Origin of the sequence: Mycobacterium sp. ITM-2016-00317 (assembly GCF_002968295.1) — a bacterium.
Taxonomy (GTDB): Bacteria; Actinomycetota; Actinomycetes; order Mycobacteriales; family Mycobacteriaceae; genus Mycobacterium.
The window spans coordinates 3,031,663-3,054,546 of sequence record NZ_CP134399.1; the positions used below are offsets into that span (position 1 = coordinate 3,031,663).

General features: G+C 67.2%; 19 protein-coding genes. 10 read left to right on the forward strand and 9 right to left on the reverse strand.

Translation table 11 applies throughout. The features are described 5' to 3' along the window. Window positions 1–3: 3 nt before the first annotated feature. The gene (locus C6A87_RS14350) at window positions 4–843 is read right to left on the reverse strand and encodes a class I SAM-dependent methyltransferase (protein ID WP_311112888.1); all 840 of its coding nucleotides are present in this window, start codon (window positions 841–843) and stop codon (window positions 4–6) included. Window positions 844–905: 62 nt separating this feature from the next. On the opposite strand from C6A87_RS14350, the gene C6A87_RS14355 reads away from it, so the two are divergent. The 4 genes from C6A87_RS14355 (at window position 906) to C6A87_RS14370 (ending at window position 4,425) form a co-directional block, all read left to right on the forward strand. Then, the gene (locus C6A87_RS14355; protein ID WP_311112889.1) at window positions 906–1,592 is read left to right on the forward strand and encodes a flavodoxin family protein; all 687 of its coding nucleotides are present in this window, start codon (window positions 906–908) and stop codon (window positions 1,590–1,592) included. A gap of 4 nt (window positions 1,593–1,596) precedes the next feature. Continuing rightward, window positions 1,597–2,103: a DUF2505 domain-containing protein gene (locus C6A87_RS14360; protein ID WP_311112890.1), complete on the forward strand. Its 507-nt coding sequence runs from the start codon at window positions 1,597–1,599 to the stop codon at window positions 2,101–2,103. A gap of 50 nt (window positions 2,104–2,153) precedes the next feature. After that, window positions 2,154–2,825 (forward strand): nitroreductase family protein, encoded by a 672-nt coding sequence (locus tag C6A87_RS14365; RefSeq protein ID WP_396837100.1) that lies wholly within the window; start codon window positions 2,154–2,156, stop codon window positions 2,823–2,825. A 136-nt stretch (window positions 2,826–2,961) separates the two neighbouring features. Continuing rightward, on the forward strand, window positions 2,962–4,425 hold the full coding sequence (locus tag C6A87_RS14370) for a hypothetical protein (protein ID WP_311112892.1): 1,464 nt from the start codon (window positions 2,962–2,964) through the stop codon (window positions 4,423–4,425). Here the strand turns inward: C6A87_RS14370 and C6A87_RS14375 are convergent. Further along, window positions 4,422–5,207 carry an SDR family oxidoreductase gene (locus C6A87_RS14375; protein WP_311112893.1) on the reverse strand — a complete coding sequence of 262 codons (786 nt, stop codon included), beginning with the start codon at window positions 5,205–5,207 and terminating at the stop codon, window positions 4,422–4,424. The genes C6A87_RS14370 and C6A87_RS14375 overlap by 4 nt on opposite strands. 53 nt (window positions 5,208–5,260) lie before the next feature. On the opposite strand from C6A87_RS14375, the gene C6A87_RS14380 reads away from it, so the two are divergent. The 4 genes from C6A87_RS14380 to C6A87_RS14395 all read left to right on the forward strand — a co-directional run bounded on the left by C6A87_RS14380 (window position 5,261) and on the right by C6A87_RS14395 (window position 12,232). Next, window positions 5,261–6,043, forward strand: a complete 783-nt coding sequence (locus C6A87_RS14380; RefSeq protein WP_311112894.1) for an alpha/beta fold hydrolase — start codon at window positions 5,261–5,263, stop codon at window positions 6,041–6,043. Window positions 6,044–6,921: 878 nt separating this feature from the next. Next, a complete protein-coding gene (locus tag C6A87_RS14385) occupies window positions 6,922–9,312 on the forward strand; it encodes a PE-PPE domain-containing protein (RefSeq protein WP_311112895.1) in 2,391 nt (796 codons plus the stop codon). A 34-nt stretch (window positions 9,313–9,346) separates the two neighbouring features. Next, window positions 9,347–10,831 (forward strand): NAD(P)/FAD-dependent oxidoreductase, encoded by a 1,485-nt coding sequence (locus tag C6A87_RS14390; RefSeq protein WP_311112896.1) that lies wholly within the window; start codon window positions 9,347–9,349, stop codon window positions 10,829–10,831. A 36-nt stretch (window positions 10,832–10,867) separates the two neighbouring features. Beyond that, window positions 10,868–12,232 carry a cytochrome P450 gene (locus tag C6A87_RS14395; protein WP_311112897.1) on the forward strand — a complete coding sequence of 455 codons (1,365 nt, stop codon included), beginning with the start codon at window positions 10,868–10,870 and terminating at the stop codon, window positions 12,230–12,232. Here C6A87_RS14395 and C6A87_RS14400 read toward each other — a convergent pair. The 5 genes from C6A87_RS14400 to C6A87_RS14420 all read right to left on the reverse strand — a co-directional run bounded on the left by C6A87_RS14400 (window position 12,229) and on the right by C6A87_RS14420 (window position 18,259). Continuing rightward, entirely contained in the window at window positions 12,229–13,056 is an 828-nt protein-coding gene (locus C6A87_RS14400; protein WP_311112898.1) for a class I SAM-dependent methyltransferase, read from the reverse strand. The genes C6A87_RS14395 and C6A87_RS14400 overlap by 4 nt on opposite strands. Window positions 13,057–13,096: 40 nt before the next feature. Then, window positions 13,097–14,350, reverse strand: a complete 1,254-nt coding sequence (locus C6A87_RS14405) for a PE-PPE domain-containing protein (RefSeq protein ID WP_311112899.1) — start codon at window positions 14,348–14,350, stop codon at window positions 13,097–13,099. Window positions 14,351–14,565: 215 nt separating this feature from the next. After that, window positions 14,566–15,231 carry a cutinase family protein gene (locus C6A87_RS14410; protein WP_311112900.1) on the reverse strand — a complete coding sequence of 222 codons (666 nt, stop codon included), beginning with the start codon at window positions 15,229–15,231 and terminating at the stop codon, window positions 14,566–14,568. A gap of 58 nt (window positions 15,232–15,289) precedes the next feature. Further along, a complete protein-coding gene (locus C6A87_RS14415) occupies window positions 15,290–16,768 on the reverse strand; it encodes an NAD(P)/FAD-dependent oxidoreductase (protein ID WP_311112901.1) in 1,479 nt (492 codons plus the stop codon). A gap of 183 nt (window positions 16,769–16,951) precedes the next feature. Next, on the reverse strand, window positions 16,952–18,259 hold the full coding sequence (locus C6A87_RS14420; protein WP_396836868.1) for a PE-PPE domain-containing protein: 1,308 nt from the start codon (window positions 18,257–18,259) through the stop codon (window positions 16,952–16,954). 862 nt (window positions 18,260–19,121) lie between these two features. On the opposite strand from C6A87_RS14420, the gene C6A87_RS14425 reads away from it, so the two are divergent. Both C6A87_RS14425 and C6A87_RS14430 read left to right on the forward strand, forming a co-directional pair. Next, a complete protein-coding gene (locus C6A87_RS14425; RefSeq protein WP_311112903.1) occupies window positions 19,122–20,366 on the forward strand; it encodes a PE-PPE domain-containing protein in 1,245 nt (414 codons plus the stop codon). A gap of 32 nt (window positions 20,367–20,398) precedes the next feature. Continuing rightward, the gene (locus tag C6A87_RS14430) at window positions 20,399–21,256 is read left to right on the forward strand and encodes an SDR family oxidoreductase (RefSeq protein WP_311112904.1); all 858 of its coding nucleotides are present in this window, start codon (window positions 20,399–20,401) and stop codon (window positions 21,254–21,256) included. Here C6A87_RS14430 and C6A87_RS14435 read toward each other — a convergent pair. Together C6A87_RS14435 and C6A87_RS14440 are read right to left on the reverse strand one after the other, a co-directional pair. Continuing rightward, window positions 21,236–22,426 carry an alkane 1-monooxygenase gene (locus C6A87_RS14435; protein ID WP_311112905.1) on the reverse strand — a complete coding sequence of 397 codons (1,191 nt, stop codon included), beginning with the start codon at window positions 22,424–22,426 and terminating at the stop codon, window positions 21,236–21,238. The genes C6A87_RS14430 and C6A87_RS14435 overlap by 21 nt on opposite strands. A gap of 241 nt (window positions 22,427–22,667) precedes the next feature. Further along, window positions 22,668–22,817, reverse strand: coding sequence for a hypothetical protein (locus tag C6A87_RS14440; protein ID WP_311112906.1), 150 nt, complete (start codon window positions 22,815–22,817; stop codon window positions 22,668–22,670). Between the last annotated feature and the right edge of the window lie 67 nt (window positions 22,818–22,884).

Consider the following 22,884-nt stretch of genomic DNA (forward strand, 5'->3'; position numbering starts at 1 on the left):
CGCTCAGCGTTGCTGAGCGGGGGAGCCGTACGCGAAGCGGTGGTACTGCAGCGCCGTGCGCAGCGGCGGCACCAGCCGCACCGCGCGTTTGAGCGCCTGCATGGCCGGGCCCGTTCCGGCATACGTGCTCGCGTCGAAAAACGTTGTGGCAGCGAGCAATCGGATGTCGGGCAGCTTGTCGAGGATCTGCTGAGGATCGTTGACCGCCCAGTACAGCACCGAGCCGGAGGTGCGCACCAAAGACTGTGTCTTCTGGGACTTGATCGCCAGCCAGTTGAAGAAGTCGATCTGCAGCTCGCCGACGCCGAACCGGTCGACGAAGCGGCGCAGCAGCGCGATGCCCTCCTCCTCGGTGAGGTACATGCTGATGCCCTCGGCGATCAGCAGCGTGGGGCGGTCGGCAGGGATGTCGTCGAGCCAGGTCGGCTCGGTGGCCGGGGTGGCGATGAGCTGATAGTTGCTGCGGGACGGGTAGATCTGCTCGCGCAGCGCGATGACCTCGGGGAAATCCACGTCGTACCAACGCACGTCGGGTCCGGGATCGACCCGGAACACGCGGCAGTCCAGGCCGCAACCCAGGTGCACGACGGTGCATTCGGGGTGGGCGGCGATGAACTCGCGGACCCAGCCGTCGTAGAGCGCGGTGCGAACGGTGAACAGCGGCGCCCACTTCGGCGTGATCTCGAGTTCGCGCCAGTCGAAGTCGAGCTTGTCGATCGCGGCCTTGGCGAACCGGTCGCCGAGGATCGGGCGGTCGAAGTCAGCGTCGAGGGCTTTCAGGTACAGAGTCGACAGCATGGTCTTCGCCGGGCCAGTGAGGTCGACCGGAACTTTGTTGCTCACGTGTGTGAGGCTATTCGCAAAGGGCCCGGCGTGGCACGTCGGGTCGAGGATGACGAGAGGATGTGCCGACCGTGACTCCATCGGGTCCGCCGCGCGTGCTGTTGCTCTACTACAGCTACACGGGACAGGCGAAGAAGGTTCTCGACGCGGCGGGGGAGGTGTTCCGGTCCCGCGGGTACGACGTGACCGAGGCGCCGATCGAGTTCACCGACCCACGGTACGCCGAGCGGTTCTCCCGCTTCCCGATGCACCGGGTCTGGCCCGAGTTCCTCGGGATGCTGCCGGCGCAGACACTGAAGCGCACCGGCGACATCCGCACGCCCGACGCGGTCCGTACCGGCGACTACGACCTGATCTGCATCGGGTCACCCACCTGGTGGGACACCGTGTCGATGCCGCTGCGCACCTTCCTGACCTCGCACGAGGCACGGAACCTGCTGGACGGCAAGCGGTTTGCGGTGTTCGTGGTGTGCCGCCGCAAGTGGCGAAAGAACCTCGCCGAAGTGCGCAAGCTCGCCGAGAAGAAGGGCGGGCGCTACGTCGACGGCATCCACTTCACCTACCCGGGCGGGGAACTGTCCTCGATGCTGTCGCTGACCAGCTATCTGGGGTCGGGGGAGTACAAGGAGCGTTCGCTCGGGATCAAACTGCCGCCCACCAACATCAGTGACGAGCAGTGCGAGGAGTCGCGGCGGTTCGCGGCCCGCGTCGCCGACAAGGTGTTCGGCAAGCAACCGCGGGGGAACTGAGGCCGTGCCGCGCTCTTTCGACCTGACGACCGAGGCGCCTGCCGGGGTCGCCGACGTGCTGGCGGCGTTCGGCTTGCGCGAATACTGGCTGGACCGGCTCGCCGCCTACGGCGGCGACTCGATGCGGCTGGATTCGCTGGATGTCGCCCAAGACGGCACGGTGGCGGTTCGCACCACCCAGGATCTGCGCGCGGACATGCTGCCCGGTGCGATCGCCCGGGTGCTGCCCGGCGACACAAAGATCATGCGGACCGAGACGTGGCGGCCTGCGGTCGACGGCCGGGCGCACGGCGACTTCAGCATCACCGCGCGCGGGGTGCCCAGTTCCGGGTCGGGCACGATGCTGCTCACCGCGGCCGGATCCGGTTCCGTCCTGCGGGTCAACGGCACCCTCGAGGTCCGGGTCCCGATGGTGGGAGGGCGGATCGAACGCTATGTCGCCGACCTGATCGGCAAGGAGGTCCCGCAGATGCAGCGGTTCACCGCCGAGTGGATCGACGGGAGGGCCTGACGGTGCCGGAACCCATCCCCACCGCCGCCGAGGCGCTGGCCCGGCTGGACATGCCGCTGGTCGAGGCGATGATGACGCAGCGTGCGATCCGCCGGGTGCTGCCCGATCCGGTCGACGACGAGATCGTGCTCAAGTGCATCGAGCTCGCGCTGCGGGCGCCGACCGGCGCCAACGGGCAGAACTGGGAGTTCATCGTCGTCAAGGACCCCAAGATCAAGCGCAAGCTGCAGCGGCGTTACCGGTTGGCATGGCGCGTGTTCCACCGCACCACGATCCGCGACGTCGCCTCCTACGACGACGAGATGGCAAAGAGTGTGAAGGCCATCGAGTGGCAGCTCGAGCACTTCCACGAGATCCCGGTGCTGATCATCGCGTGCCTACGGCTGTCGGCCCGAGAGGGCAAGGTGCCGTTCGTGCCGATGCCGCACGCGGCGGCGTCGGCATTCTTCGGATCGATCTACCCGAGCGTGCAGAATTTGTTGCTGGCAGCGCGCTCTATGGGATTGGGCGCTTCGCTGATCACGTTGCCTTTGTGGAATCTGACGTCTGCGCGCCGGGTGCTGAAGTTGCCGACCGAGGTGACCCCGTGCTGTGTGGTTCCGCTGGGCTGGCCGCGCGGGCGATACGGTCCGACCACGCGCAGACCTGTTGACGAGGTGGTCCATCTGGACCAGTACGGGAACCGCGCCTGGTTCGGACCGAAGGGTCTGGATCGAGCCTGATCTGCTTGACGCACCCGTCAGACTTCGCTGTTTGACACGCGGTGTTTTTACTTTGCTAGACAACGCCGTTGATGTTCGGTTACGTTCCTTGCTGTTGGGGGACAGCAAATTCACAGGAACATACGAAGGGGGCGTCATGCCTGGTGCCGTCAAGCCTTACATCACGGCCGGCGTGGCGTTGGTGGGGGCCAGCGTCATTTCCGTAACTCCGATCGCGCCGCAGGTGATCGCCGAACGCGCGACCGACCGCTATGTCGCGCTGACCGCGGCTGCGAGCAACCTGTGCGAAACCGAGCCGACGTCGGCGCTGTGCACCGACACCGGTTCGGCCGACGTGTCGGTGACCAACCGTGCCGTGTTCGGCGAGTCGTCGTTGCTCTACATTCCTGGCAACCTCTTCAACGCGCTGCTGAGCCTGCCGGCCTGGGAGATCCAGGCGATGGACCGGCTCGCCGACGCGATGATCGGTACCGGCAGCTGGCAGGTGTGGGGGCCGACCAACGTGTTCGGTTTCGACGAATGGGATCCGCCGAAGCTCAAGGCGTTCATCGATGTGCTGATGCCGTTCAAGCCGTTCTCATCGGTGCTCGGCGAGCAGATGAGCGTGTGGGCACAGGCCAACCTGCCGATGAACTCCGGATGCGCCGGCACGCCGGGTGCCTGCCCGGACATGAGCATGCTGCTGGCCAGCATGTTCAAGGTCCCGGTCTCGCAGCTGTACGACGGCTACACGTTCCCCGGCGCCGGTGAGCAGGGCTCGACCAACCCGTTCGACGGCACACCCGTGTCGTGGGCGGGCACCACCGTCCAGCTGGAGCCGTGGGGTCCGTTCAAGAACACCTGGGAGTGGCTGACCACGCCGCCCAAGCCGGTGGCCAGCGTGCCGCTGGCCGACTTCATCCGGGTGCCGCTCAAGCTCGCCAAGTCGCTGTTCGATGCGTTCAACCCGTTCGTCCAGAACAGCAGCATCTTCAACCCGAAGAACGGGTTGATCGCCGTGGTGGCCAAGGCGCTGGCGCCGCTGTTCTGCAAGAACTGCAATTTCGACAACCTCTACGACAACCCGTGGCTCTATGACAATTACGACCCGCATCCGCCGGTCGAGGCCGCCGGGACCGAGGACGACGCGCAGAAGTCGGAGTCGGACGGGTCCGGCACGACCGAGGGTGAAGCCGAATCCGGGCCCGACCAGCCGCCGGCTGGAGAAGGCACCGACGACGACGCGCCGGTCGACACCGAGCAGGCCGCGGTCAGCACCCTGCTGAGCAAGTTCCAGTCCGCCGGGACCGAGGACGAGGGATCCGGCGCCGACGAGGACAGCACGCCCTCGCCCGCCGAGGAGCCCGCCGAGGAGCCTGTCGAGGACCCGGAGGAGCCGGTCGACGAAGTCGAGGATGACGCTTTCGACGAGGCCACCGACGAGGACGACGAAGACACCGACAAGGGCGGCAAGCACCGCCTCGACGACGGCGACGACGACAACTCGGTGCAGTCGATCCAGGACAAGGTCGACGGCGAGAAGGACAAGAAGGACGATGCCGGCGACAAGGGCGCCGACAAGAACGACGGCGGCTCGGAGTCGGGCTCCGGGAACGACTAGCGGCGCCGCGCGGCGAGCCGCAGCACGGGAAGCAGCAGTGCGCGCGGGGTGAAGCGCCCGCCGAGTCCGGTCAGCTTCGGCACCAGACCGGGCACGACGAGGCGCTTGCCCTCGCGCATCGCCGCGATACCGGCTTCGGCGACCTCCTCGACCGAAACCTGCACTTTCCCGCCCGGCGGCTGCTCCCCGGCGATCTCCCACCATTCGGTGGGGACGGGCCCGGGGCACAGCGCAGTGCAGGACACGCCGCTGCCGCGCAGGCCTTCGTGCACGGCCTCGGAGAACGTCTGCACGTAGGCCTTGGTCGCCGAGTACACGGCGGCACCGGGCAACGGCTGGAACCCGGCGATCGAGCCGATGTTGAGCACCGCTCCGGTGCCGCGGTCCACCATCTGGGGCAGCACGGCGTGGGTGAGTTCGGTCAGCGCAAGCACGTTGACGATCACCTGGTCGCGCTCGCGGTCCGGCGGCAGGTCCTGCAACAGCCCGTTGGTGCCGAATCCCGCGCTGTTCACCAGGCCGGCCACCGGCCTACTGCGCAGGCGCTCGACTGCCTCGGCGCGGTCGGCTTCGGCGTTGAGGTCCAGTGGCACCACGTCGACCGAAATCGAACGGCCACTGAGCAATTCGTCGGACAGCGCGACCATTCGGTCGCGCCGCCGGGCGATCAGGGTCAGGTTGTAGCCACGCCGGGCCAGCCCGCGGGCGATGTGTTCGCCGATGCCCGACGAGGCGCCGGTGATCACGACGGTGCTGTCGGGGTTCGGTCGGGCAAGGCTCATGGGCCGCGATAGTACCGAGCCTGCCGGACTGGCCGCCGTATACGCTGTGCGCGATGCTGGAGGTAATCGACAAGGGGGCGGTCACTGAATCCCACCCTGCGCCATTGCTGTTCGTACACGGCGCGTGGCACGCGGCGTGGTGCTGGGACGAGCACTTCCTCGATTACTTCGCCGGACGTGGCTATCGCGCACTGGCGGTCAGCCTGCGCGGCCACGGCGGAAGCCCCACCGATAAAAAGCTCAAAGACCTGACGTTCGACGATTTCGTCGCCGACATCGGCGCCGCCGCCGATGCGCTGCCCGCCCGCCCGGTGATCGTCGGGCACTCGATGGGCGGGGTGCTGGTGCAGCGGTATCTGGAGACCAGCGACGCCCCGGCCGGTGTGCTGATGGCCTCCATGCCGCCGCAGGGCTCGCTGCGCTCCGGACTGCGGTGGATCAAGAGCCACCCGTGGCATTTCGCCAAGCTGACGGTGACCGGCAGATCGCTGCCGTACGTGAGCACCCCCGAGTTGGCCCGCGAGCGGTTCTTCTCGCCGGGCACCCCCGAGTCGGTGGTCCGCCACTACGCCGGACGCCTTCAGGAAGAGAGTGCCCGGATGGGTCTCGACGGGCTGGTCAAACGACCCCGACCCGACAGGGTCCGGGCACCAATGCTGGTCCTCGGCGCCGCGGAGGACGGCGCGGTGACCAGAGACGAGGTGCGTGCGACGGCGCTCGCGTACGGCACCCAGGCGCACATCTTTCCGGGCATGGGACACAACATGATGCTGGAAACCGGCTGGGAGACGGTCGCCGGCCGCATCGATTCCTGGCTGCACGACCGCGGGCTGTGACAGCACCGCCGAGGCGTTGCCAAGCGGACCGGAGCCATGATTGCCACGTGCATCTGACGTCCGCGTCAGCAAATGGCCGCTAAGGGCCCGTCACCGTGCGGTCCTCAGTCGGCAACAGGCGTTCGCCGCGGCCGGACGGCGCCGCCGCGGGCTCCGGCGACGGATGTCGGGGTGGTGCGGATCCGGCAGCACGCCCGGACCCTGCCGCGGCGTCGGCCGGCCTGTGTCGGTCAGCCTCGAGGTGGCGCGCCTGTCGGTGGGCGCCGGCGATCGCGCCTGACGGATTCCGCGCCCGTGCGGGCGCGCAGCCGCAACACGTTGTCCGTCAACGTGATTGCCGTGCCGAACCGGTTCCGGTGCCGCAGCTGGATGTTAGCTGTGAACCGTCGGCGACCCGCGCCACGCCCGAGTGCGGGCGGCGGAATGCGTCCGGCGACGGACACCGTGGGTGGCCGAATCATGGCCTGGATACCCCGTTTCGCACTGCTTCGGGGCGGGGCGGGCCACCCCCCGTGAACCGGGTTTTCGCACGTGAAAGCAGTCGGGACGGGCCCATGCCGGCCGCCGGGCATGACCGGGCCGGCCGGGCACGCCACAGCGCAACGGATACGACCTCGATCAAGCGTTTGCTGATTGGGCTTCCCAAAACCCGGCCGTGGGGTATTCTCCCTTCGTCAGGGATCGCGCCCGTCGGGCAGCTTTGACGAATCGACACCACGCAAGCCCATCATGTGCGACGCATGTCGCCGGTGGATGCCCAGGTGGAGCCGGGTCGTCGAGGTCGGGGGGCTTGTCGTTCGGTGCGGCCCGGCATGATGCCAACCGCGTGATCCCGCTTGTTGCGAGCGGGATCGTCTGCACTCTGGAAAGGGACGTTTGTGAATCGAGCGACGAAGACGGCGCTGACGGCGGCACTGCCGTTCATGATGCTGCCGCTCACCGTTGCCGGGCCGCTCCCCACGGCAAGCGCTGCCGCCGTTGAGCTTCCCCCGGGTCCGGCCACCGTTCTTCACACCGGTCCCACGCCGTGGTCGACGCCGAACAACCTCGACGGCATCCTCTGCGAGGTCGGGCGTGAGTGCCGCGAGGTCTACTACCAGTGGGTGCTGCCCTTCGGCACCTTCGAGCCCGGGCTGGCCGAAAACGTCAAGACGATGAACTTCGCACTGAACAACACCGCCGGCGACAAGGTCGCCTACGGGTTCAGCGGCGGCGCGCGGGTGGTCTCGAAGTGGCTGGAGGACAACGCGGACTCCACCGCGATCTCGCCCGAGGAAATGTCGGTGGTGCTGCTGGGCAACGGCGGCCGCAAGTACGGCGGGCTCAACGGCTGGTTCTACGGCGACTCGCTGATGACCCCCACCGAGACAGAGTTCTCGATACTTGACGTCGCCCGTCAGTACGACCCGATCGCCGACTTCCCGGACAATCCATTCAATCTGCTCGCGCTGGCCAACGCGATCTCGGCGTTCGGCAACGTGCACATGAAGTACTCCGAGGCCGACCTCAACGCTCCGGGCAACTACGTCTGGAAAGAGGGCAACACCACCTACGTGTACATCCCCACCGCGCAGCTGCCGCTGCTGGCCGGGCTGCGCACCTGGGGTATGGGCGCGCTGGCCGACCAGCTGGAGGCGCCGCTGCGGGCGATCATCGACAAGGCCTACAACCGCGATTACCTGGACGACGCCGAGATCATCGGCGCCCCCGCCAACAACGGTGCCGTCGGCACCGGTGCAGTCGGCAACGGCGCGGTCGGCAACGGTGCCGTCGGCACCGGCACGTCCGGCACGCCTGTGCAGCCCGTCGCCGCGGTCATCCCGACCGGACCCGGTGAAGCCTGCTCCGGCTACAACACCGACGGCTGTGACATCAACAAGGATCAGAACTACACCCCGATCACCGCGCCGAACCTCGACAACCCGGCGTGGCAGAACGTGCTGCCGAACCTGTTCAACGCGCTGATCAGCGTGCCGCGGGCATACCTCGACGGGCTCAACGACCTGTCGCACGCGCTCGAGGTCACCGGCAGCTGGTGGGTCTACACGCCGACCAACGTGCTGGGCTACGACCCCGCCGACCCGCCGAAGATCACCTCGATCACCAACCTGCTCATCCCGTTCAAGCCGTTGTCGAACGCGCTCGGCGAGCACGTGTCGTGGTGGGCCAAGGCCAACCTGCCGATGGACGCCGGCTGCACCGGTACCGCGCCGCCGACCTGCAAGGACGCCAACAGCATCCTGAGCAAGATGTTCCTGGCGCCCATCTGGGACCTGATCGCCGGCTACAAGTTCCCCGAGCTGAACAATCCGGTCAGCGGCGAGGAGGGCCAGGTCGGCGAGGAGATCCCGGGCCAGACCGGCGACCCGGTCCCGTGGTCCGGCAAACCCGTTCAGCTGAACCCCTGGGATCCGGTGTACAACACGCTGAACTACCTGTTCGCACCGCCGGAGCAGAATCGCCCGAAGGCGATCACGCTGACCGAGGTGGTTCAGTCGGTGGTCCGCTTCACCAAGGCGGTGTGGCTGGACTTCAACCCGTTCGTACCGGGCAGCTTCCTGTGGAAGGGCTACCCGTACACGCTGGTGACGCCGTTCATCAAGCCGTTCGTGAAGTTCCTGTGCCCGACCTGCGACCCGGACAACCCCGGGGATCCGACGCCGTTCGGGGAAGAGCCGGAGAACGCCGGAGAGCAGGGCACCGAGGGCGCCACACTTCTGGCGTCGAACAAGACCGTCGGCGAGACCGCCGACGAGGCCGAGGATGAGGAAACCAAGGGCGACAGCGTCGTCTCCGACGCGGTGAACGACCTGCTGAAGAAGTTCAAGCTCGCTCCGCAGGACGAGACCCCGGTCGACGAGAAGGCAGGCGACGAGGTCACCGACGAGACGCCGGCCGACGAGGTCACCGACGAGACGCCCGCCGAGGAGGCCCCGGCCGACGAGACTCCGGTCACCGACGACGAGGGCAAGACCGAGACCGGCGCTCCGGGCGAGACCAAGCCCGATACCGGCGTCGACGAGGACAAGGCCGGCGACACCGACGAGGCCGACGACACCGACAAGGACGCGACCGACAAGGACGCCGAGAAGGACGCCGACAAGAAGCAGGACAAGGCCGACAAGTCCGAGGACTCCGAGAAGCCGGCCACGGGCGGCAAGCACCGCAAGGCCGACAAGGAGACCGAAGGCTCGGACGGCAAGTCCGACAGCGGTGCGAAGAAGGAGAGCGCGGGCGCGAGCAGCGGCGGCGCTGACTCCGGCGAATAGGAAAGCCCGGACTATTGACCGTAATATCGCCGGGGTGAGTACGGAGCAGCTCGATGCCGTCATCGTCGGAGCAGGGTTCGGTGGGATGGGTGCGGCGATCCAGCTCAACCAGCTGGGTTACCGCAACATCGCAATCCTCGACCGCGAAGACGACTTAGGTGGGACGTGGCACGTCAACCGTTATCCAGGCCTGACGGTTGACGTCCCGTCCACCACCTACTCGTACTGGTTCGAGCCGAACCCGTACTGGTCTCGGCTGTACGCGCCGGGCTCGGAACTCAAGACCTACGCCGAGCACGTCGCCCACAAGTACGACCTGCGGCGGTATATGCGGTTCAACACCGTGGTCGAGGGCGCCCGGTGGGACGAGGACTCCCAGCAGTGGGCGATCTCACTGGCAGGCGGTCAGACGCTGCAGTCGCAGTTCCTGGTGCTGGCAACGGGTTACCTGTGCCAGCCGAAGAAGCCGGACATCCCCGGCATCGACACGTTCGCCGGGACGGTGCTGCACGCGCAGGAATGGGACGACGACTATTCGCTGCGAGGTAAACGGGCCGCGATCATCGGTACCGGTTCCACCGGTGTGCAGCTCATCCCGAAGCTCGCCGAGGACGTCTCCGAGCTGACGGTCTACCAGCGCACCCCGATCTGGGTGATGCCGAAGTTCGACCTGTCGTTCGGTCCGAGGACGCAACGGCTTTTTGCGAAATTCCCTGTCACACAACGCTTCGTGCGGCTGTCCAGCGACATGTTCATGGATGTCATGACCACGCTGGCGATGTGGAAGTTCCGTCAGCTGCGGCCGATCAACACCGCGGCAGCCAAGATCGGGACACTGCACCGATTCCTGGCCATCCGCGACAAGGAACTGCGCCGCAAGCTGACACCGGACTACGACTTCGGCTGCAAGCGGCCCACGCTGTCCAACGTCTACTACCGAACCTTCACCAAGCCGCACGTGCAGTTGGACACCGGCGGCATCGAACGGATCGAACCCGACGGCATCGTCGGCAGGGACGGCACCAAGCGCGTCATCGACACGCTGGTGCTGGCCACCGGATTCGACGTGTGGGAGTCGAACCTGCCCGCCATCGAGGTGATCGGCCGGGAAGGCCGTGATCTCGGAAAGTGGTGGCGGGAGAACCGTTTCCAGGCCTACGAGGGCATGACGGTGCCGATGTTCCCGAACCTGGTGACCCAGGCCAGCCCGTACGCGTGGGTGGGGATGTCGTGGTTCGACACCGTCGAGTACCAGATGCGCCACATGAAGCGGCTGTTCGGCGAATTGCAGCGCCGGGGCGGACGCACTTTCGAGGTCACCGACGAGGCCAACGACAGGTTCCTCGAGCGGATGCTGACCCTGCTCGACGACTCGGTGTTCCGGCTGGGTGACTGCGCGAGCTCACGCTCCTACTGGTTCAACAGTTCCGGCGAGGCGCCACTGTTCCGGCCGACGTCCATCCGTCAGGCGGTCAAGGAGCAGGAGAGATTCCCGCTCAGCGACTACGAGATAGCCTGATAGTTCACTAGCTCACCAGAAGTAAGGGGTGACGACATGGCAACGGCCACCACCGATCCAGTGCGGCTCCCGCCGGGGCCGAGGATCCCGAAGCTCATCCAGGGCGCTGTCGTCCTGACGCAGCGCTACGGGTCGATCGCCGCGCTGGGCCGCAAGTACGGCCCGACGTTCACGCTGAACATCCCGGTGTTCGGCGAGACCGTGGTGATCAGCGACCCCGTGCTGGTCAAGGATCTGTTCAGCACCCACCGCGATCTGGTGGGCCGGCCGCAGAACAACCTGGGCGGCGACGTACTCGGGCCCGGGTCGATCTTCAACCTCGAGGGCGACGAGCTTCAGGCCCGCCGCAAGCTGCTGCTGCCGCCGTTCAACGGCAAGAGCATGCGGGGCTACGCGAGCATCACCGAGGAGGAGGCCGTCCGCGAGATCCGGACCTGGCCCGAGGGCGTGGAGTTCGAGACCCTCGAACCGATGATGCGCATCACCCTGAACACCATTCTGCGGGCCGTGTTCGGCGCCGAGGGCGCGCAGCTCGACGAACTGCGCGAGCTGATGCCCAAGGCGGTGGAGTTCGGTTCCAAGATCGCGCTGATGCCGTCGATCGTGCGGCGCGACTTCGGCCCGTGGAGCCCGGGCGGCAAGTTCGCCGCGTACCGCAAACGGATGGACGAGCTGCTCAATTCGCTGCTCGACGACGCGCGCAACGATCCGGACTTCACCGAGCGCAACGACGTGCTGTCGCTGCTGCTGCAGGCCCGCTATGACGACGGCTCGCCGATGCCGGACTCCTACATCCTCGACGAGTTGCTGACGATGCTGGTGGCCGGGCATGAGACCACCTCGACGCAGCTGGCGTGGACCGTCGAGCGGATCCGCCGCCACCCCGAGCTGCTGGTCCGTCTCACCGAGGAGGTCGACGCCGGCGGCAACGAACTGCTGCTCGCGACGATCGCCGAGTCGCAACGCACCCGGCCCGTGCTGACCGCCGCGCTGCGGCGCGCCCGGACTCGGATTCAGCTGGGGGAGTGGGTGATTCCCGAAGGAGCCACGATCATGGCCAGCACCCAGCTGGCGATGGCCGCCGAGTCGAGTTTCCCGGACGCCGAGACGTTCGATCCCGACCGCTTTCTCGGCAAGGCGCCGAACCCGTTCGCGTGGATCCCGTTCGGTGGCGGCATGATGCGGTGCATCGGCGCGTCGTTCGCGACGATGGAGATGGAAGTGACGCTGCGCGCGATGCTGCGTGAGTTCACGATCGAACCCACCACCGAGCCCGACGAGAAGCCGCACAGCCGCGGCGTCACCGTCACGCCCGCCCGCAACGGCCGCCTCGTCGTGCACCGGCGCCGCGACGCCGCCCCACGCGATGCCGACTCGCTGTCGGTCGCCGAGAACACCTAGAAGCGGTACTGCAGGATTCGCGCCTTGCGCGCGATCGCCGGGATCCGGTGCGACAACCGGCCGGCCAGGCGTAGACCGGCGGGAAACTGCGCGGACTCGGGGCGCTGCATGACGCTGGCCTCCTCCAGCAGCGTCAGGCGCGGGTTCCATGCTTCGGGGCGCCGGGCGTCCTTGAACCCGGCGAAGTTCCACTGGCTGTGCGGCGAGTTCGTCTTGCCCGCGGTGCTCACCTTGCCCACCAGGCGGTTGAGCTTGCTGACCGGGCCGTAGTCGTTGAAAGCGATGACGCCGGAACCGAAATGCTCGGTGACCCGGCGCAGGACGGCGATCACGTCCGTCTCGTCGAGGAACGCGACGAGTCCGTCGGCGAAGACCAGCGTCGGCCGGTCACCCGGTATCGAGTCGGTCCAGTGCGGTTCGAGCACCGAGGCCGGCACGGCATGGTCCCGCTCGTGGCCGGGCAGAAGGGCTTCGCGCATCGCGATGACGGCAGGCAGATCGACGCTGTACCAGTCGGCGGTGGACGGCGGATCGACGCGCAGCACCGCGCTGCTGAAGCCCGCGCCGAGGTCGACGATGACGGCGTCGGGATGGTCGCCGATGAAGCGCGTGATGCGTTCGTCGAGCATCTTGGCCCGCAGCGCCACCAGCGGCACCACGCTGGGGGTCGCGGCCAGAGTGGTGAAGTCGTAGTCGATTTCGTCGACGGTCAGCTCGGCCTGGCGGTCACCGAGGATCGGGCGGGACGCCCGGCTGTCGAGGGCCCGGCAGTACTCGGTGAGCAGTGCGGTCTGTTCGATGGGGGTGAGGCCGCTGACATCCATCCCGCCAGCCAAGCACATCCACCCCGCAGGCAACCGGCGACTACTCGTCGCCGCTCGCCTCGGCCGGCGATGACGGACCGTCGGAGCTGTCATCGGCACCGGACTCCTTCTCGGCGGCCTCCGCCTCCTGCTGCGCGGCCTCCGCCTCCTGCTCCGCGGCCTCGGCCACCTGCTCGGCCACCTCGTCGAAGGCGTCGTCGGATCCCGCTTCCGACTCCTCGAGATCCTCGGCGAGCTCTTCCTCGGAGTCCTCGGCGAGGTCTCCGCCGACGTCTGGGGCTGTGTCTTCCCCGGGAAGCTCGGTGAGACCCTCCCCGGCGGTGTCGTCGTCGCTGGATACGAACTGGACCGCCTGCGCGGCTTCCGTCGCGTCACCGTCGTCCTCGGGCGCCGGATCAGTCGACGGCGCTTCAGGTTCGGGCGTCGCCCGGGAGTCCGGCTCGGGCTCGGGTTCCGGAGCCGGCGCGGCAGGCAGCCCGGGCTTGGCGGGCAGGTAGGACCGGTCGTAGCCGGCCTCGATCATCTCGCGGAGAGGGCCGTCGAGTGCTTTGGCGAGTCCGGCCAGACCAATCCAGCGCAACGGCTCGAGCAGCGGGAGTTTGTCGTTCGGCACGAAGACGTAGGTCGTCTTACCCTCGGTCCACACGTAATTGGCCGGATCGTAGAGATCGAGTTCTTCGTAGTCGGTGTGGGTGACCGCGAAGCCGGCGAAGACGTTGAGCAGCGCGAGCAGGTTCAGCGGATTGTCGGGGAAGTCGGAGGCCATGTCGTACTGACGGGCCACGTCGAGCACCGCGTAGTCACTGTCCGGCACCGTCTGACCCCACCCGACGTGGGCTCCGCCGTATTTGCGGCCCGGATTGCCGATCAGGACGAAACTCAGGTTCTCCGGACTGGGGGCGCCCTCGGTGCCGGCGTACTTCGCCAACCAGTCCGCCGCCACCCGGGCGCCCTGGCTGTATCCGTACACGATCTGGTTCGGTTGCGCGGGGTCCGGAAGAGGTTGCCGCAGCGCCTTGTCGAGCAGGTCCATCCCTTGTGACCGGAGCAGGTACGGGTACGGCACGGACGAGCACTGGCGCTGGGCGGCACACACCTCGCCCTGAAGGTCGTCGTCGTTGCCGCCCGGCAGCAGGCTCAGGGTCAATACCCTGGCTTTCTCAGGAAGGTAGGAGAATTCGGCGACAGCGGGCGTCGCCGATCCCACAGCGGGGAACACCATGAGCGGCGTGGCCGCGGCGGCCATGGCCGCGATCCACTTGGTGCGCCGATTGTTCTTCGTCCCTGCAGCCATGCTTCTCGCCCCCCAGCGGTTCATGTCGCGCACGTTTGCTGACACCAGCTCAGCGTACGCGCCTCACGGCGTGGTCACGCGCACTTTCGCGGGCGCGTTCTCATATTGCGCTGCCACTTCGTAATGGTGCAGACCGGCCGTTCGGTCGGGCAGGGGTAACCCGCACTCGCAGGTGTCAAACCGGAACTTCGTTTGCTGGATAGCGGGGCCGCCGGCTACCGGACGCGGCCTGCGACGAAGTTGGCCGCCTCCTCCACCATGCCGTTGTCGGCGTAGGCGAAGTGGGCGGGCAGGTTGAAGCCGGGCGAGCAGAACGGATCGTCGAGCGCACACAGATCGATCGATTTCGGCCCGTAGGTGCCGCTCATCTGAGGCAGGGGACCGCCACCTCGGATGTCGCGCAAGGGGTTTCCGAAGACCGCGACGGCGGCCACATGGTCGGCGACCCGTGCCGGCATCGGGGTGGGGGTGAACCGGCCCAGCGGGCGTGGATCGACGGTGATCAGGTCGATGACGCCGGCGCCCTGCGACATGCCGCCCAGGACCAGCTTGGTGTCCGGGCAGTTGTCGGCCATCCACTGCACCCGTCCCGACGCGTCGGCCGCGCCCATCGGCGCCGACTTGTCGAAGTCGAAGCCGGCGGGGTAGTTCACCGCGTAGGTGCCCACCGACTGGTCACCGACCTTGGTCCGCAGCGCGTTGACGAACGCATCGCCCACCCAACCGAGGCCGGGATCCGCGCCGGTCCCGCGCGCGAAGATCACCTCGATGTCCGGACACGGATCCGCCGAGGCGGTCGGCGCCGCGACCCCTGTCTGCCATAGGGCGGCCGAAACCGCGACTGCCGCACCGACACTGCCCAGAACACGCCTCGCCTGCATGTATCCATGCTGTCATACCGCAGGGAATGCACTGGTCAGACGGTGGCGACCAGTGTGTTCAGGCGAAGGTGTAGTCGGTGAACGGGAAGCTGTCGTTCTCGCGGTTGGTCTGGTTCGTCGAGGCCGGACGCACCAGTGTCTCGCCGCTCGGGCTGAAGTAGTAGGAGCGGGAGCGGGCGCAGTCGCCACGCCGGAACACGGTCTTGCCCAACAGCTTCGACATCCGCTCGCTGAACCGGTCGGTGGCGTCCTCGGTCACCTCGAACGTGGCAGCGTCGCGCCGTTGCAGCTCGCCGAAGAGCCGGTCCATGTGCCGCATCTGGTACTCCATCGTGTTGAAGTACGACAATCCGCTGGTGGCATACGGTCCGGCCAGGCTCAGAAGGTTCGGGAAGGCCGGGATGGTCACCCCCTGATAGGCCTTGAAGCCGTTGTCCCGCCACCACTTCCCGAGGTTGCGGGCGTCGCGGCCGATCACCTCGATCGCCGGGATGTTCGCTTCCCAGATGTCGAAACCGGTGCACAGCACCAAGGTGTCGATCTGGGTCTTGGTGCCGTCGCATGCCACGATGCCGTCGGCTTCGACCCGCTCGATGCCCGAGGTCTGCAGATGCACGTGCGGTTTGGCGAGCGTGCGGTAGTAGGAGTTCGAGTACGTCGGCCGTTTGCAGCCGAAGTCGTAGTCAGGCGTCAGCTGCTCGCGCAGACGCCGGTCCCGGATCGAGACGAACCGCAACGCCTGAGACAGGTGGGAAGCCCCGACGTTGAGCTGCCTGAAATACTTGTAGTTCAGTACCGACAGAATCATCATCACTTCGAGGTTCGCATCGGTGCTGAACCGGAAGGCGCGTTGCAGCAGTGGTATCCGGGCGAAGAGTCGACGCAGCAGCGGCGGGATCGCGAAGTCGAACTTCGGCACCACGTGAATCGGTGTGCGCTGGTACACCGTGAGCTCTGTGGCGGTCTTGGCCAGCTCGGGGATCAACTGCACCGCGGTGGCGCCGGTGCCGATCAGACCGATGCGCTCGCCGGCGGGGGAGTAGTCGTCATCCCAGTCCATGCTGTGCACGATGCGACCTGCGAAGTCCTCGATGCCGGGGATGTCGGGGGTGCGCGGCTGCGACAGGTAGCCGGTGGCGGTGATCAGGAACCGCGAGGTCAGCGTCTCGCCGCCTGAGAGCGTCACCTGCCACCGTCTGGCGTCCTCGTCCCACCGCGCCCCGTCGACGGGGCTGTTGAACCGCATGTGCCTGCGGATGTCGTACTTGTCGGCGACGTGTTCGGCGTAGGCCTTGAGTTCATGGCCCGGGGCGTAGAGCCGTGACCACTTCGGATTCGGCTCGAACCAGTAGGAGTAGGTCGACGAGGGGATGTCGACCGCCAGCCCCGGGTAGTGGTTGACGTGCCACGTCCCGCCGAGGTCGTCCTCGCGGTCGACGATCAGGATGTTGTCGTAACCCATTTTCCTGAGCTGAATCGCGGCACCCATGCCGCCGAAACCCGCTCCTACGACGATCGCGTCGTATTGCACATCCATGGCGATCAACGCTACCTCACAGCAAATCGGGTCCCCGCCCACTGGATCTTAGGCCGTACAGGTCGGCTGCGCTCGCTGGTGAGGTCCCGGCAGACCCGTGCCCACACACCACGGAGCCCCGGCGGGGGGCCGGGGCTCCGGGCTGGTCTCCGAGACTTCGGCAGCCTCAGGTTCGGGGAGGGGTTACTCCGAGGAGCCGGAGTCGGACGACCCGGATCCGTCGGACGACGAGTCGGCCGACGAGCCCGAATCACCGGAATCCGAGGAATCCTCGGTTCCGCTCGCGTCGTCCTCGTCCTTCGTGGCCTCGTCCGCGTCGCCCACCTCGGCGTCCTCGTTCGCGGCGTCCTCGTTCGCGGCGTCCTCGTCGTCGCTGCCCGATCCCGTGTCGCTGTCCTCGTCCACGACGTCGAGATCCGCGTCCTCGTCAATGACGACGCTGGTGTCCTCGGCGCCGTCACGGTCGACCACCTCGGCGGCGGGCTCGGTCACCTCGGTCGAGACGTCCTTGACCGTGCCGGCCTCCTCGACCACGTCGACGTCGGCAACAGGGGTCGGGTCAGGAGCCGCTGCGGGCACCGAGTCCTCGGTGACCGACACCGGCGTGGCCAGTGCGCGGGCCGGGGCGGTGTCCACGACGTCGTTGCGGCTGTATCCCTTGTCGATCTTCGCCCGCAGCTCGGCCTCCATCGGTGCGAGGAACGGCAGCAGCTGGACCAACGGGAGCTTGGCCGTCGGGATCAGGTAGTTCGTCACCTTGCCGCCCGCCTCGTTGTACTCGACGCTGGTGATGTACTCGTCCTTGAGATCTGCGAACATCATCGGCACGTGCACGAAGATGCCGCCGGCCATCGCGTTGGCGATCGCGAGGAAGTTCCACCACCGGTCGGGGAAGTCGGCCAGACCGTCGTACTCGCCGAGTACGACCTTGACCTCGTACTGCGAGTCCGGCGGCGGCTGGTAGGTGTAGTCGTACTTGTTGTTGTAGCGCGCCTTGTTGATCAGCTTCTGGCGGCTGGAGTCGGCGACCACGATGAAGGTCAGTTCGTCGGCGCTCGGCGCGTTGGGATCCTGTGCCAGTTGACGGAGCACCTCGGTGACGACCAGCGAGCCGGCCGACAGCCCGACGATCTTCACCTGTTCGTTGGCAGGGAGGTTGCCGTCCGCATCCCGGACGAGCTTGCCGACGGCGGTGCCGATCGCGGCGTTGAGATTGTTGATCCCGATGTTGATCGACTGGCCGAGGGTGTAGGTCTTGCCCGTGTAGGGCGCGGCCTCCGCCGGCCACCCGATGCTGACCCGGTCCATGCCGTGCAGCTCGTCCTTGAGGACCTGCGCCATCACCAGATCGTGCATTGACGGGGTTGCCAGCCCGCCGACGACGAGGCCGGTCGGGCTGCTGATCCCCGGCGCCGCGGTGGACAGCGCCAGGGCAGCCGAAGCAAATGCGGCACCACACACAACTCGTGCCTTGCGAAAGTTCCTACGCATGTGTTCTCCCCGATAAGTAGCGATGACGTGATCCGCCAACTGTCGTGCGCCAAATCATATTGCTGGTGCGTCAACTTCGTACAGCAAATTCGCCCAAATGCATATTCGGGAAGTTATAGCAAATAGTGGTTATATTGCTGTTATGTGTAGTTTATGCCATCTCTACATTAGTAGAGAATTTGCCGGGCTCGGTGCCGGAAAAGATTCGGCAGACAGTGCCGCCTGTCAGTTTATGTAGTTTGTAGTGCATAGATATCTCAGGATCTCCGCCATCCGCAACGATTTCAGCCAAAACTACAGAGCTGTCACTTTGCACCGATAAGTGCGTCGATAATGGCGTTGCGTCGGTAGCTGGCTGCTAGCCCGCTAAAAATTTATCTTAAACGTTATTCTGCGCAACAGCACATGCTTGTGAACAGCGCAGTCCTTGCTGGTTAATGTCACCCGGCGGGAACGTCTTGTCCTGGCTGTGATAACCGCCCACCCGGCAGGGCCCGAGCGAGATCTGGCGAGTGTGCCGAGGGCAACGGATCACGTCCGCAGGATCCCGCAGCTGCGGACGCGTCGATCAGGACCCCGGCTCAGATGTGCCGCGTGGTCGGCGAAACCGGAGTTCAGAGCGTTGACCGGGGGGTTGCAGCAGCCTGCGGCACGCAGTGGGCTGAGTGCTCGGCCAAGGGTGTGATCCGTGTTTGCTGACGCGTTCGCTGGCGGCCCCCCGCTGAGGTATCGTGCAACTTCTGTCCGGCAGCGGGCAGACGAGCACGGGCGTGCCGTCGAACCGCCCGGCCGACGTCGACGAACACGGGCACCCCGCGGCCCGAAAGAAGGGACTTCTGTGAATCGAGCGACGAAGGCCGCGATGACCGCGGCTGTGGTGCCGTTTGCTGCGTTGCCGCTGGCGTTCGGCGGATCAGTTGCCACAGCCGCCCAGCTCATTCCTGCCGGCCCCGCGGCGGTGCTGCACCACGGCCCGACGCCCTGGGCCATGGACGACAACCTCGGCGGAGCGCTGTGTGAGGAGCCCAAGGTCTGCCGCGAGGTCTCCTACCAGTGGATCGTCGCGCTCGGCACGGTCGAAGTCGGCATCGCGCAGAACGTGCGGGCCCTCGATTTCGCGATCAAAAACCTGCCGTCCGATTCCGACGCGCCCGAGGACAAGATCGTCTACGCGTTCAGCGGCGGCGCCCGGGTGGCCTCGGTGTGGCTGCGCGATCACGGCAGCGATCACGAGAACAGCACTGCCACACCGGCGCCGGACGACATGACCTTCGTCCTGCTGGGTAACGGGGGCCGCAAGTACGGCGGGCTGAACGGCTGGTGGTACGGCGACAAACTGCTGACGCCCACCGACACCGACTACTCCGTCGTCGACGTCGCCCGCGAGTACGACCCGATCGCAGACTTCCCGGCCAACCCGTTCAACCTGCTGGCCCTGGCCAACGCGGTCGCGGCCTTCACTTACGTGCACATGAGCTACGACGACGTCGACCTCGACGATCCCGCCAACATCGTGTGGACCGAGGGCAACACCACCTACGTGCACGTGCCGACCAAGAACCTGCCGCTGCTGCAGGGCTTCCGCGACTTCGGTCTGGGCTGGCTGGTCGACGGCTGGGAGGAACCGCTGCGCGCGATCATCGACCAGGCCTACGACCGCACCTGGCTGGACGGCAAGGCGCCACAGGGCGAGGCCGGGGACGATGCGCTGCAGACCGGGCTCGACGAGCAGCAGGAGGCCTCCCCCCGCACCGTCGCGCGCACCCAGGCCGCTGGCCACCAGGTCACCGACGAGCTCGGCACCGACTCCACCGACTCCACCGACTTCACCGACGATGCCAACGATGACGTGGGCGGTGAGCAGACCCCGGAGCCCGCGACCGACGAGGACAAGACCGCGGAGGACAGCACCGAGGAGGACCCCGCCGACCCGGTGACCGACGAGGACACCGCCGAGCCGGCCGACGAGGACGCCGGCGCCGCGGATGATCCGTCAGACGCTGCCGATTCGGAGGCCGACTCAGAGGCTGATTCGGAGGCCGACTCCGAATCCGGTGTCGACTCCGGCGGGGACGCTGGCGACTCCGACGGAGGCGGCGAGGCCTAGGGGCCGGTATGCCCGGCCGCTATCCTTCCCGGGTGGCATCCAGAGACGCAGCGCAACTGACCGGCAAGGTCGCCTTCATCACCGGCGGCGCATCAGGGATCGGGGCCGCGCTCGCCGCCGAACTCGCCGGAGCGGGCGCCGCGGTGTGGATTGCCGACCGCCAGTTCGAGGCGGCCGACGAGCTCGCGCAACGGCTAGGGGGATCGGGCGCCCAGGTGCATGCGGTCGAACTCGACGTGCGGGACGCGGCCGCCTTCGCTGCGGCGGTCAATGCCACGGTCGACACCGCGGGCCGTATCGATTACCTGTTCAACAACGCCGGAATCGGGATCGGCGGCGAGGTCGACACGCTGAGCCTCGACGACTGGACCGACATCATCGACGTGAACCTTCGCGGCGTGATCCACGGCGTCCAGGCCGCGTACCCGGTGATGATCAGGCAGGGCAGCGGCCACATCGTGAACACGGCGTCGATGGCCGGCCTGGTGACCACCGCCGCGCAGGCCGGCTACTCGGCGACCAAGCACGCGGTGGTGGCGCTGTCGAAAACCCTGCGGGTGGAAGCCGCCACCCACGGCGTGCGGGTCTCGGTGCTGTGCCCCGGGGTCGTGCGCACGCCGATCTTGTCGGGGGGCGCCTACGGCCGCAACACGAGCGTCAGCAAGGAGAACCTGGTCAAGCTCGGGGAAGCGCTGCGCCCGATGGACCCCGCCGCCTTCGCCGACAAGGCCCTGCGCGCCGTACTGGCCGACCAGGCGATCATCGTGGTGCCGCGGTGGTGGAAAGCGCTGTGGCTCCTGGAGCGGTTGTCACCGGCGCTGTCGATGCGTACGGCCGCGGTGGCGCTCAAACGCACCCGCGAGGTGCAGTCAGCCGTACCGCCGCAGTAGCGCCTTTTCCCGCCGCGGGCTCAGCGCGGCCAGCCGGACGTCGCCGCCGTAGTGGGCCAGCACCCGGTGGTCCATCACCCGCTGCCATACCGGCGGGACGATCGCCAGCAGCACCATCGTGGCGTACCCCGACGGCAATTGCGGGGCCTCGTCGGCATGGCACAACGCCTGGTACCGCCGGTGCGGATTGGCGTGATGGTCCGAGTGGCGCTGCAGGTGGAACAGGAACACGTTGGAGATCACCGAGTTGCTGTTCCAGCTGTGCGCCGGCCGCACCTGTTCGTAGTTGCCGTCGCGGCGGCGCTGTCGCCGAAGCCCGTAGTGCTCCAGGTAGTTGATCGATTCCAGCAGGCAGATCCCGACCACCGCCTGGCCGAGCAGCCACGGCAGCGCCGGCACCCCGAACACCGCGACCAGTGCGGTGAACAGGACCCCGGTCATCGCCCAGGAGTGCAGCGCGTCGTTGCGTGGCGTCCACGGCGACTTCCCGTTCCTGGCCAGTCTGCGCCGCTCCAGCGTCCACGCCGAACGCAGGCTGCCGAAGACGGACCGGAACAGGAAGGCGTACAGGTTCTCTCCGAGGCGGGCGCTGGCCGGGTCCTCGGAGGTGGCGACGCGAGCGTGGTGTCCCCGGTTGTGTTCGACGAAGAAATGGCCGTACCCGGTCTGGGCCAGCGCGACCTTGCTCAGCCACCGCTCGGAGCGCACTCGCTGGTGGCCCAGCTCGTGAGCGATGTTGATCGCCACGCCGCCGATGCCGCCCACGGTGAGCATGAGGCCGACCTTGTCGAGCGGGCTCAGCGTCACCCCGCCGCCGCCGGTCCACACCCAGCAGGCCAGCGCCAGGGACAGGTACTGGGCGGGCAGATACAGATAGGTGGCCCACCGGTAGAAGCGGTCGGTCTCCAGCCGGGCCAGTGCGCTGTCCGGGGGATTCTCGGCGTCCAGGCCGACGAGGTAGTCCAGCGCCGGGATCACCAGCAGCATCATCACCGGGCCCGACCACCAGAACACCCCCCAGCCGGTGACCGTCACCGCAACCCAGGACGCCGGAACGAGCGTGGGTATCACCAGGCCGAGCAGCCAGACATACCGCTTGCGGTCCCGCCAGGCTGGAGCAACTTCAGTCGAGACGCCTGTGCGTGCCTGTGCGCGCTGCTGAATCGGCATCTTCTGAAGATTCCTCCTCTTAGCCGAGCCGTCTCTTGATCATTGCCGGACCAAGCGACGATTGAGTAACGCGGTCATACCATTGCGGCTCGTCAGGGGCAATCGGGAGCGAAGCCAATTTCGGCGAGCCGGATCGGGCCCCAGAGTACCGGTTGCTGGTCGCCCGTTCCGGTCCACGCCTCCGGCGTTTCGGGCGGCCCGGCACACGCGGGGGACAGCAAATTCTGCGGAGGCTGCGGCGTCAGTGCTGCAGCCCGACGCTGACCGGCGGGTCCACCGCCTCGCCGGCAACGTTTCGCCGCACGACGTCAGCCAGGCTGGTGGGCGCGTCGACAGCCTCCAGACCTGCCTGGGAAAAGGTCTCCGCGGTGAACAGGTTCGGATCCAGCAACGGGTTGGTCAGCGCCTGTGTCCCACGACGTGTAGTCGCCCATCGTGCTCAGCGCGCCCGACGGGTC

Excerpts from the sequence above, each read along its gene's own strand:
- C6A87_RS14380 (WP_311112894.1), top strand. The coding sequence starts at position 5,261 with ATGCTGGAGGTAATCGACAAGGGGGCGGTCACTGAATCCCACCCTGCG.
- C6A87_RS14395 (WP_311112897.1), top strand. The coding sequence starts at position 10,868 with ATGGCAACGGCCACCACCGATCCAGTGCGGCTCCCGCCGGGGCCGAGG.
- C6A87_RS14415 (WP_311112901.1), bottom strand. The coding sequence starts at position 16,768 with ATGGATGTGCAATACGACGCGATCGTCGTAGGAGCGGGTTTCGGCGGC.
- C6A87_RS14400 (WP_311112898.1), bottom strand. The coding sequence starts at position 13,056 with ATGGATGTCAGCGGCCTCACCCCCATCGAACAGACCGCACTGCTCACC.
- C6A87_RS14425 (WP_311112903.1), top strand. The coding sequence starts at position 19,122 with ATGACCGCGGCTGTGGTGCCGTTTGCTGCGTTGCCGCTGGCGTTCGGC.
- C6A87_RS14405 (WP_311112899.1), bottom strand. The coding sequence starts at position 14,350 with ATGGCTGCAGGGACGAAGAACAATCGGCGCACCAAGTGGATCGCGGCC.
- C6A87_RS14375 (WP_311112893.1), bottom strand. The coding sequence starts at position 5,207 with ATGAGCCTTGCCCGACCGAACCCCGACAGCACCGTCGTGATCACCGGC.
- C6A87_RS14435 (WP_311112905.1), bottom strand. The coding sequence starts at position 22,426 with ATGCCGATTCAGCAGCGCGCACAGGCACGCACAGGCGTCTCGACTGAA.
- C6A87_RS14365 (WP_396837100.1), top strand. The coding sequence starts at position 2,154 with ATGCCGCTGGTCGAGGCGATGATGACGCAGCGTGCGATCCGCCGGGTG.
- C6A87_RS14410 (WP_311112900.1), bottom strand. The coding sequence starts at position 15,231 with ATGCAGGCGAGGCGTGTTCTGGGCAGTGTCGGTGCGGCAGTCGCGGTT.
- C6A87_RS14420 (WP_396836868.1), bottom strand. The coding sequence starts at position 18,259 with ATGCGTAGGAACTTTCGCAAGGCACGAGTTGTGTGTGGTGCCGCATTT.
- C6A87_RS14370 (WP_311112892.1), top strand. The coding sequence starts at position 2,962 with ATGCCTGGTGCCGTCAAGCCTTACATCACGGCCGGCGTGGCGTTGGTG.